General features: G+C 65.3%; 6 protein-coding genes. 1 reads left to right on the top strand and 5 read right to left on the bottom strand.

Translation table 11 applies throughout. From position 1 onward, the window contains the following. Positions 1–78: 78 nt before the first annotated feature. Complete coding sequence (locus AC3A43_RS19835; protein WP_487794302.1) at positions 79–1,674, top strand: acyl-CoA dehydrogenase family protein; 1,596 nt, start codon at positions 79–81, stop codon at positions 1,672–1,674. A 3-nt stretch (positions 1,675–1,677) separates the two neighbouring features. Here AC3A43_RS19835 and AC3A43_RS19830 read toward each other — a convergent pair whose 3' ends face one another. The 5 genes from AC3A43_RS19830 to AC3A43_RS19810 form a co-directional block, all read right to left on the bottom strand. Next, positions 1,678–2,841, bottom strand: a complete 1,164-nt coding sequence (locus tag AC3A43_RS19830) for an alginate lyase family protein (RefSeq protein ID WP_487794288.1) — start codon at positions 2,839–2,841, stop codon at positions 1,678–1,680. An 11-nt stretch (positions 2,842–2,852) separates the two neighbouring features. Further along, positions 2,853–4,097, bottom strand: coding sequence for an alginate lyase family protein (locus AC3A43_RS19825; protein ID WP_487794287.1), 1,245 nt, complete (start codon positions 4,095–4,097; stop codon positions 2,853–2,855). After that, positions 4,094–7,018, bottom strand: coding sequence for a TonB-dependent receptor (locus AC3A43_RS19820; RefSeq protein WP_487794286.1), 2,925 nt, complete (start codon positions 7,016–7,018; stop codon positions 4,094–4,096). Before AC3A43_RS19820 ends, AC3A43_RS19825 begins: the two co-directional genes overlap by 4 nt. A 171-nt stretch (positions 7,019–7,189) precedes the next feature. Continuing rightward, the gene (locus tag AC3A43_RS19815; protein WP_487794285.1) at positions 7,190–8,341 is read right to left on the bottom strand and encodes a glycoside hydrolase family 88/105 protein; all 1,152 of its coding nucleotides are present in this window, start codon (positions 8,339–8,341) and stop codon (positions 7,190–7,192) included. Then, positions 8,332–10,809 carry a glycoside hydrolase family 3 protein gene (locus tag AC3A43_RS19810; RefSeq protein WP_487794284.1) on the bottom strand — a complete coding sequence of 826 codons (2,478 nt, stop codon included), beginning with the start codon at positions 10,807–10,809 and terminating at the stop codon, positions 8,332–8,334. The genes AC3A43_RS19815 and AC3A43_RS19810 overlap by 10 nt, the downstream gene beginning before the upstream one ends. Positions 10,810–10,837: the final 28 nt, after the last annotated feature.

Below are 10,837 nucleotides of genomic sequence, written 5' to 3'. Positions count from 1 at the left end.
CGGGCGTTACGGGCTCGAGACAATGTGCATCGGCGGCGGTCAGGGCATCGCCGCGATCTTCGAACGCGCCGCCTGACCATGGCCGATCTTCGTGCCGCGCTGAACGCCGCCGAGACGTATCGCGCAGCGGCCGAGGCGGCGTTGGCCGCCCGGCTGGCGCAGGCGCCGATCGACCGCGAGCAACGCGCCGCCCATGGCTTCGCGTGGGTTGCAACGACGGTCGCGGCGCTGGAGGCGGTGCTGAACTGGTACGAGTCCGGTCGCGACTCGAACCCGATCGATCAACAGATTGCCACGCTGGCTTTTGCCGAAGGAATCGGCCAGCTCGTCGGCGGGCTGCCGATGGGGCAGAATGAGATTTTCCGCCCGAGCGATCTGGGGCTGACGGCGGCGGCGCAGGCGTTGGCGCGCGCGTGCACCGATCTGATCGAAGCCGATCATGCAGCGGCGCGCGCCGACGTCGCGGCGTCGCTCGCATCGGGTCATTGGCCGAGCGAGACGCTGCACGACGCCGATCTCAATTCGATTCGCGATCAGTTCCGCCGCTTCACCGATGCCGAGATCATCCCCCATGCACATCGCTGGCACCTTGCGAACGACCTGATCCCCGACGCGACGGTGCAGGCGATGGCCGATCTCGGCACCTTTGGCGTTTGCATTCCGGAGGAATTTGGCGGGTTGGGCCTGTCGAAGCTGGTGATGTGCATCGTCACCGAGGAATTGTCGCGCGGCTGGATCGGCGCCGGCTCGCTCGGCACGCGGTCGGAGATCGCGGGCGAACTGATCGCGATGGGCGGTACCGAGGCGCAAAAGGCCGGGTGGCTGCCGCGGATCGCCAGCGGAGAGGTGCTGCCGACCGCGGTGTTCACCGAGCCCGATGTCGGATCGGACCTCGGGTCGCTCCAGACCCGCGCGCGGCGCGATGAAAATGGCGATTGGACGATCGACGGCGCGAAAAACTGGATCACGCACGCCGCGCGCTCGGATCTGATGACTTTGCTCGCGCGCACGCTTCCCGATGCGAAAGGCTATGCCGGACTGTCGATGCTGTTGGTGCCAAAGCCGCGTGCAACCGAGGCTGATCCATTCCCCGCCGACGGCATGAGCGGAAGCGAGATCGAGGTGCTCGGCTATCGCGGGATGCGTGAATATGCGCTGCAGTTCGACGCGATGACGGCGCCTGGCGATGCGTTGCTCGGCGGCGAAGAGGGGCAGGGGTTCAAGCAGCTCATGCGCACCTTCGAGGGCGCGCGAATCCAGACCGCGGCGCGCGCGGTGGGCGTGGCACGGCGCGCGCTGGAGCTGGGGCTCGATTATGCGACGACACGCAAGCAGTTCGGACAGGCGATCGTGCACTTCCCGCGCGTTGCCGACAAGCTCGCGATGAGCCTCGTCGATTTCGTCACCGCGCGCGAGCTGAGCTATGCCGCGGCGCGCGCGAAGGACAGCGGCAAGCGTTGCGATATCGAGGCGGGGATGGCGAAGCTGCTCGCCGCACGCGCGGCGTGGTCGAATGCCGATGCGAGCCTGCAGATTCACGGCGGCAACGGCTATGCGCTCGAATATGAGATCAGCCGCGTGCTGTGCGACGCGCGCATCCTCAACATCTTTGAGGGCGCGGCCGAGATTCAGGCGCAGGTGATCGCGCGCGGGCTGGTCGGCAATCGCAACTGACCCTTAGAGCCAGAGCAAGGGTTGGCGGACGGGGAAATTGCGCACGACCTCGCCGATGGCTGGGTCCGGGTTCAACCGTTGCCACAGATTTATCCAATCAGAGCGTTTCTGCGCGAGGCCACCAAAAAGCAGGCTGGGGTGGCGGACCGGGAAGCCGCCGAAATATTCCACGTCGGGCGGCAGCGGCCAATTCGCCTTGTCGGCGATGAATTGCGCCATCCACGCGATCGCGCCGCCGATCGAGCGGCCGTCGGGCGTCGTCCAGCCAATCAGTTCGCGGCCGCCGAGCAGCCACGCCGAGGCCGTAAGCACGTCGAGGTTGAAGAGCGAATAGGCATAGGGCTTGGTGCGCGCGAGTTCGAGTGGCTGGCGGCCGTCGGGTTCGATCTGCGTCGGGACGATGACGGTCTTCAGCCGGGCGCGCGCATCATCGAATATGTCGTCGCGAGCGAGCAGCGCCGCGAAAGATGCCGCCTGCAGCAGCCAGCAGGTGCCGTGGTTGTTCCTTTCATCGCGTTCGGCGATGCCGAAAGGCGACGTAGTCAGCCAGCCCAGATAATCGGCGAACCAGCCATCGACCCCCGCGCTTATAGCGGCATAGCCCGGCGCATCCTTGCGCGCGAAGAGCGCGGCGGCGCGCGCGACTTCGACGATTTGCAGCGTATCGATCACGCCGATGGCCCGGCCTTTGTTCACCCCGATGATCGCCTGCGCATGGTTGAGGTTCGGGTTTATCCGCGTGTTCGGATCGACGAACCATGCGTGGAGGTGGCGCAACGCGGCGTCGGCAAAACGCGCTTCGCCGGTGAGATCCCACAGCGCTGCGAGCGCAGGAACCGTGCGCCCGAAGGCGATCAGCGCGTCGCGGTGACCGTCGAACTTGTCGGGGTTCGAACGGCCGTCACGGCGGACATAGGCGCCGCCGGGATTCGCTGGATCGGGCCACCAATAATCGCCTTCGGAATAATAATCCTGCGGTCCCGCCGGACTGCGCGGCGCCGGGATGGCGGCAATAGTGCGCGGCGCGGTCGCGAGCAGCGCATCGGCTTGCGGCAAGAGACGGCGGCGCTCGATGGCGCGGATATCGATCGTACCGGATCGCGGGCGCCCCCATGCCGCGGGTCCGGCGAGCAGCGCGGTGAGGAGCAGGGAACGGCGCGCGATCATCGTCGGTCCTTTTAGGGGGTGCGATAGCGCAGCAACAGGTCGCCGCTCGCGCTCCGCGGATAGGCCCCCGAACCCCAGGCGGTGTCGGCGCGGACGAGCAGCTCGTCGAGCATGCCGGCGGGCCAGCCTTGTTCCTTGTGCGGCCAGTCTGCGGCGCGGCCGCGATAGGCGGCGAGATAGTCGGTCGCCTTGCGGAGCGAGCGACTTTTTTCTTCGGCGCGATACAGGTCGACGCCGAGGCACGCCGCGCTGTCGGCGACGGTGTAGGCGGCGTCGAGGGCATAAAGCGAATAATGAAAGCTGCGCGTGCGGCCGAGTTCAGCAGGCAGCGCGCCCGATGCGTCGATCTGCTGCGCGATCCGCCCCTTCGGGAAGGCGGCGACGATCTTGCGTGCGACGTCGGGCCGCCGCGCAAACAGTGCAAAGCGCGCGACCTGTGCATCGTACCAAAGGCCGTGGTTGTTCGACGCCTTGCCCTCTGCCTTGCCGTTGGGGCTCTTCAGCATCCAGTCGACATAGCGCGAAAACCAACCTTCAAGCGTGGTCGTCTCTGTCGCCGTCAGTGCGCCCGACGGTGCAAGCAGACCCGCGGCGTCGATCACCGCAATGAAGCTGGCGCCGTCGAGCACCCCCTCGGCGCGGCCGTTCGATACGCCGGGCACCGCCTGCGCAAAATTCATGTTCGGGTTCATCGCCGTCGCGGGATCGAGGAACCAGGTGCGGATCACGCGTGCGGCGGCGTCGGCATATTTGCGCTCGTCGCTGTAATAATAGGCAAGCGACAGCGTATCGGCGTCGCGCGCCATGCGGCTGAGCGCGGCGCGGTCGAAGCGATTGCTTTCGATGTCGGGATTGGTGTCGCCGTCGCGGCGAATGTACGCCCCCTTGGGATTGGCGGGGTTCGGCCACCAGTAACGCGCGAGACTGACATAATCATGGCGGTCGCCCGATACGGGGATGCTGCGCTTGTCCATCACCGAGGCGGGCTTTGTCGCGAGCACCTTGTCGGCGCGGGCGATCAGGTCGCGATAGGCGGCGCCGATCGCCGCGTCGGTCGGAAGCGCGGCCTTGATCGCTTTAAGATCTGCCGGGCGCAGCGTGAAGGTGCGGCGGCCGTCGAAGGCGGTCGAATAGCCATCGCTCGCATCGCAGACCGGCGGCGGGGGAGCAGAGGAAAAAGCCGCCGCCGCGGACGGAAAGAACGCGGCGGCGGCCAGGATAGCCCAAGGGATTGGGGCTAAAGTCGCTGGCTTCACAGGCGGACCCGGAAGCCGAAGAAATATTGCGGGCCGCTGCGCGACACCTCGGCGATGCTGTCGTATCCGCCCTTGACCATGATATCCTGTGTGTTCGTGACGTTGAGCGCCTGCAGCTTGAGCTGGACATTTTTGGTGAGGTCGTACTGGGCCGACAGGTTGAGATAGGTCCCGCCGCGGATCTCGCGGTTGGTGCCGCCGTTAGGCTTGTAATAGCCTGAGCGGTAGCGAAGGTTCGCGCGGAGCGAGAGGCCCCATTTTTCGAACCACACCGACCCGCTCGCGGTCCATTTCGACAACCCGACGAGGTTCGCGGGATCGACATAGGCGGCGATCGGCGAGGTGTCGGGATATTCGAAATTGGCGAAGGCGCGGTTGACCGATCCCTGAACGCCGAAGCCGTCGAGCGGATCGGGCAGCCAGGTGAAGGCATGGCTCGCGGTCGCTTCGACGCCATAGAGGTGCCGCGTTTCAAGATCGTTCGACGGCGCGACCGGATTGATCGTGAAGGTTTCGGTCACCGGCGCGCCGCCATCGCGGATCGTCGTGACGGTGATGTCGGTCGGGATGGGTTCGGACCGGCCGATGACGGTGCCCTTCGCCCATTTATAATAGCCTGCGACCGAGATCAGCGTATCCTTCGACGCATAAAGTTCGAGGCTGGCGTCGAGGTTCCACGCGCGCAGCGGCTTGAGGTTCGGGTTGCCCGTCGTCGCGTTGAAGATGATGTTGCCCACCCCCGTTCCGGTCGAGGGGTTGAGATTCACGCCGGCGCCGAAGCTTTCGATGCCTGACCGCGCAATCGCGCGATAGGCGGCGAGGCGCAGCTTGACCTGTTGCGACAGTTCGAAGGCGATGTTCGCCGACGGCAGGAAATAATCATAGCCGCCCTTGGCGGTGTTGGTCTGGAGCTGGCCGGTCGGGTCGACGCTGACCGTATAGCTGTCGCCGGGCGTGTCGATGACGATGCGATACGGCTGGCGGAAACCGACCGAGGTGATGTCGGTCTTGACCCAGCGCAGCCCGACATTGCCGCTGAACGGCACGCTGCCCATCTCGGATTCGAAATTGGCCATCGCATAGGCGGCATAGATACGCTCGGTGACGTCGATGTCGCTCGGGTCGCGGCCGTCGGCGGGATAGGGAAGCGCATCGTCGCTGCCGGCAAAGGTGCGGAACAGGCAGTCATTGTCGAAGGTCGCCCATTTGGTGACGTTCGTACCCATGCCCTTCATATAGCTGGTGGTGGTGAACGGCACGCGGCAGTTCTGGTTCGCCTGCGTGATCAGCGCGGTGACCTGCGCCGGGGTTCCCGGGATCGTGTTCAGGTCGTTGTTGCGCGCATTGTCGTTGGTGCGGTGGTGGTCCGACACGCGCCCGCCGAACTTGATTCCGGTGATGAAGCCGTCGAGCTCGCGGTCGATGTCGAGCCGCGCCGCCCATATCCGGTCCTTGCGGTCGGTGACGAAACGGTTGCGGGCGTAGACCGCATTGTTCGCGGTGGCGAGAAAGAGGTTGGGGTCAGTGATGTCGAAATTGTCGAATTCAACCACCGGCACGACGTCGTCGTCCTCATAGCTCAGCGTATAGCCAACGCGGCGGGTCGAACGCATGCGCGTCTGCTTTTGCGTCTCGGTCCGATGGCTGTTCGAATAGGAGGCGTCGAAGGCGATGTTCCAGCGGTCGGGCGACCAGATCAGGCTGAGACCGCCACCCAGATACTCCTCGTTGCGCTGGCGCGTCTCGAGCTGATTTTCGAGGTTCGAATTGCCGCGATAGCTGATCAGCGCGCCGGGCGAATAGCCGTTGCCGCCGTTGCCGATGATCAGCGGCTGGACGCCGCGCAGCCCTTCGGTGATGCCGAGGACATTGCGGTCCTCGAGGCTTGCGCGCTTCGAATATTGGCCGTCGAGCGAAATTTCGAAATCGGACGACGGGCGCCACTGGATCGCGCCGATCAGCCCGTCGCGGACCTCGGACGTCGTCTGGGTACGGAAGCTGCGCGATGAATTGGCGAAATAGGCCTCGCCGCGCGTTTCGCCGACCAACACGGGGGGCGTGCCGACGCTGCGTGGTCCGGCGGCGAAGGTGCAATTCTGGTTGGCGCCGGCCCCCGTCTGGACGGCGGTCGTTCCGGTCAGCTGAAAGGGATTGTTCGCCGACGTATTGCAGAGCTGGAAGGTCGAATTGGCGTTGTAATAATCCTCGGGCGCGGTCGTGTCCTGTCGCTGGTAGCCGATCGAGACGCCGATATCGCCGAGGCCGGTCGAGAACTGGTCGGTATAGGAAAAGTTGGCGCGATAGCCGAGGCCGTCGTGCTGATAGACGTCATTGTCCTGCGGCTGGAAATCGCCCCGCACTTCGAACTGGATGCGGCGCTTGCCATAGTCGAGCGGCTTCATCGATTTGAGTTCGATGATCCCGCCGACGCCGCCTTCGAGGAAATCGGCGCGCTGGGTCTTATAGACGAGGACGCCATTGACGAGTTCGGACGGGAATTGCTGGAAGGCAACCGAACGGTCCGGGCCTGCAGTCGAGACCTCGCGACCGTTGAATGTCGAGAAGCTCAAAGTCGGGCCGAGGCCGCGCACCGAAAGCTCGTTGGCGTTGCCCTTGAAGCGGTCGGCCGAGACGCCCACGATGCGTTCGAGCGTGTCGCCGACCGAATTATCGGGGGTCGCGCCGATCTCGTCGCTGACGAGGCCATCGACGACGACGTCGGCAGCGCGTTTGAATTCGATCGAACTGCGCTGCGTTGCCCGGGTTCCTGTGACGAGAATTTCATCGCCGCCATCGACCGCCGAACTCTGCTCGCTCGCGACATCCGCGGGCGCATCCTGCGCCTGCGCGGGCAGGGCGGCGAAAAGCGCGGCCGATGCCAGCAGCGCCGAGCGGGTCGGCAAGGCCGATCGTGACTTCATTTCCCTCTCCTTTTTGACGCCATCGCTGCCGATGGCGGTGCCCGGCTGATACCGGTGTCAATTTTAGATGTCATACAACTGGCAAAATGTATGACAACTATAGAAAGGGGAGTCAATTGGCTGGATTCAAGCCGGATTCAGCGTCGGTGGTTGGTATTTCCCATCTTTATATCAATGGTTTATGCGTTTTTTCGACAGGTCGTACATCGCGGTGCCGGCCAGCAGGTAAGCGCCGCTTCCGTAAAATTGCGTTTCTTTGGCCGACACGCTGTCGGGGCGATCGCCGACCTGCTGGACCCAGCCGAGCATCCCGTCGGGCTGTACCGCGCCTTGCAGCGCATGCCAGCCGCGCACCGCCGCCGGTTCATAGATGTTGCGGTCGAGAAGACCGTTGTCGACGCCCCACGCAAAGGCATAGGTGAAGAAGGCGGTGCCGCTCGATTCGGGCGGTGTGCCCGGATCCTGGTCGAGCAGCGATGCCGGCCAATAGCCGTCGGCCTTTTGCAGCGTGAGGAGTTTGGCCGACATATCCTTGAACAATTTCTCATAGACCGGCCGCTTCGGATCTTTCTTGTCCATCACCTGCAGCATCCGCACGAGACCGCCCATCACCCAGCCATTGCCGCGGCTCCAGAACAGTTTGCGCCCCTTGCTGTCGCGCATGTCGAAAAAGCGGCTGTCGCGAAAATAGAGCTGCTCCGACGGGTCGAAGAGATAGTCGGTCGCCGCCTTGAATTCCTCGTGCGCAAAGTCGGCATAGCGGCTGTCGCCGGTCGCCTTCGTCAGCCGCAACAAGGTCGGCGGCGCCATGAACAGCGCATCGCACCAGCACCAGCGGTCGGTGCATTTCGACGTGCCCTTGCCCGGCGCGACGGGGATGAATTCAAGGCCGATCGTCGGACGATTGGCGAGGACGTTGTCGAAATAGGCCTTCGTCGGCGCGATCGCACCCTTGCCCGCACCCTTGCGTGCCGCCCACAGCCACGCTTGCCCTATCAACTGATCGTCGGCGTGATAGGCGAGGTCGCCGAGCTGCCATTTCTCGGCACGGCCAAGGTCGAGTAGCGGCTTTGCATATGTCTTGTCGCGGTTTGCCAGTTCGGTCAGCGCGACCCAAAAGGTCGCCTGCTGCCAGTCGCGCACTTCCTGAACACTCTTCCGCGCGGCGGGCATCGTCGCCCAGTTGGTCCGGTTGGCGAGTTGCCAGTCGGCGACGCGGCGTGTCTGGGCAAGGATGGTCGCGGGTCGCGGCATCACCGGCTCGGCTGGCGTCACCGCGGCGGCGGGGGCGGTCGTCATCAGGGCAAGGAGGCTCAGCGGCATGTCATATCCTTTGCAGGGGCGAGGGCGATCGAAGACAGGGTGAGACGCATTGGCGCGCTCGATGAAAGTGCGAAGGGCGCGGTGACATGGTCGATGCGCGCAGCGGAAAGGCAGGAAAGCGGAATCGTCAGCGTCTGCCAGCCTTGCCCGGCGATCGCAGCAAGGCGCGGGCCGATGTCGAGCCGGGCGGTGCAACCGGGGCCGCAGCGCAGTTCGAGCATTGCGGTTGCGATCGGCGCCTGATCGACCCGAAGGTCGAGCGTCAGCACAAGCGGGCCCGCGTCCGACAGGTCGGCGGCACGCGGGTTCGCGACGATCAGCGTCCCGCGCGACTTGCCCGACCAGCTGATTTCGCGCGCATCCTCCTGCGCGTCGCGGTCGACCGGGCGTACCGTGATCGCGCCATTGTCAGCGGCGCCGCTGATCGCCTGCGGGCTGTCGTTTGCGCCATCGATTTGCAGCAGTCGCGTGCCCACCGCGCGGCCGCGCGCGAAGATCGGGCCGATAAGCGGCTGGTCGACGGCGATGCCCGGATCTTCGGAAAGCGCCGTCGCGGCGCCACGGTCGCCGAGCGTCAGGCCAAAGCCGAAGGGGTAGAGCGGCTTATATTCCGCGTCGCCGACATTGAGCGGCGCGCCCTTTGCGTCGGCGGGCCATGAGAAGGGGAGTTTGCCTTTGAAGTCGACCTTGCCGAACAGGACATCGGCGACCCCGCCGCCCTCCGACCCCGGCAGCCACGCCGCGACGAAGGCGTCGGCGGTGTTGATATGGCGATTGACCCAGAGCGGACGGCCCGAAAGGAAGACCGCGACGACGGGAATGGCCGCTGCCTTCAGGCGCTTTATCGTGTCGAGGCTGCCGCGCGTATCGTCGAAATAGATATCGGCGCGGTCGCCCTGGAATTCGGCATAGGGGTCCTCGCCGAAGACGACGATCGCAGCATCGGGCTTGGTGGTGAAGCTGCCATCGACCGACAGAGTGGCGGTGCCGCCGCCGTCCGTCATGGTTTCGCGCACCCCGGCGAAGATCGAGGTCGCGCCGGGAAAATGCTCGGGCTTCGTCCCCGTGCCCTGCCATGTCAGCGTCCAGCCGCCCGATTGTTTCGCGACATCGTCGGCGCCGTCGCCCGCGACGAGGATGTGCGCACCGGTTTTGAGTGGCAGCACGCCTCTGTTCTTGAGCAGGACCAGCGATTCCTGCACCGCCGCCCGTGCGACCGCGCGATGATCGGCTGCGCCGAGCAGTTCGTACCGGCCGGCATATTCGCGCGCCGACGGTTTGCCTGCCTCGAACAATCCGGCGCGCAGCTTGACGCGCAGGATACGGCGCACGGCATCGTCGAGGCGCGCCATCGGCAGCGTGCCCGATTTCGCCGCGCCGAGCGTCGAGGCATAAAGTCCTTTCCAGCTCGCAGGGCCCATATACATGTCGAGCCCCGCGGCGATCGAGGCGGGGCAATCGGTCGGCGTGCACCCCGGCACCTTCGCATGCCCGTCCCAGTCGCCGACGACGAGTCCGTCGAATCCCCAGCGCTGCTTGAGGACGCCCGTGAGCAGGCTGGCGTTGCCGTGCATCTTGACGCCATTCCATCCCGAAAAGCTTGCCATCACGCTTTGCACATCGGCCTCCAGCGCGGCGACATAGGCGGGCGCGTGGAGGTGGATCAGCTCGGCTTCGGCGATCTTCGCATCGCCGCGGTCGCGTCCGTCGGCGGTGCCGCCATCGCCGACAAAATGTTTGGCGGTGGCAATGATATGCGGGCCGCGCAGCCAGTCGGCGTCGCCGCGACGCCCCTGCAGACCGTGGACGAGCGCCGCGGCATAGCTTGTCGCGATCGCCGGATCCTCGCCAAAGCTTTCATAGGTGCGGCCCCAGCGGTCGTCGCGCGCGACGGCGATCGTCGGCGCGAAAGTCCAGTCGAGACCGGTGACGCGCATCTCGATGGCGGTGACCTGCCCGATCTTTTCCATCAGCGCCGGATTTCGCGCCGCGCCCAGGCCGATATTGTGCGGGAACAGCGTCGCGCCGACGATATTATTATGGCCGTGGACCGCGTCCGATCCCCACATCACCGGAATGCGCGGCAGCGTCCCGTTGGGGCGCATCGACGCCTGATAATAGGCGTCGGCCGCGGTGACCCACGCCGAAGCCGGCCCGAATTCGTCGCCACCCGGCGACGAGCTGCCGCCGTTGAGGATCGAGCCGAGATGATATTGGGCAACGTCTTCGGGCGTCGTGCTGCCGATATCGCCCTGGATGATCTGGCCGACCTTCTGTTCGAGCGACATCGCCACGATCAGCGCGTCGATTCGCTTTTCGATGACCGGATCGGCGGCCGGAGCGGTCCGCGCGGGCCACAAATCGGGATGCGCTGTACCCGCCGGATCGGCGGCGAGCGAAGCGGGACCTGAAAACATCGTGGCCGCGGACAGGCTTGCCACGGTCATGACGCGCCACGCACTTCGCATTGTCAGACCCTCTCCCTTGTCAACCGGC

It is taken from the genome of Sphingopyxis sp. Soil_C_28 (assembly GCF_057657055.1).
The sequence above is the reverse complement of the archived record's forward strand: the minus strand, read 5'-3'. Positions and strand labels throughout refer to the sequence as shown.

Coding starts and splice junctions, on each gene's coding strand:
- AC3A43_RS19810 (WP_487794284.1), bottom strand. CDS start 10,809: ATGCGAAGTGCGTGGCGCGTCATGACCGTGGCAAGCCTGTCCGCGGCC.
- AC3A43_RS19815 (WP_487794285.1), bottom strand. CDS start 8,341: ATGCCGCTGAGCCTCCTTGCCCTGATGACGACCGCCCCCGCCGCCGCG.
- AC3A43_RS19830 (WP_487794288.1), bottom strand. CDS start 2,841: ATGATCGCGCGCCGTTCCCTGCTCCTCACCGCGCTGCTCGCCGGACCC.
- AC3A43_RS19835 (WP_487794302.1), top strand. CDS start 79: ATGGCCGATCTTCGTGCCGCGCTGAACGCCGCCGAGACGTATCGCGCA.
- AC3A43_RS19820 (WP_487794286.1), bottom strand. CDS start 7,018: ATGAAGTCACGATCGGCCTTGCCGACCCGCTCGGCGCTGCTGGCATCG.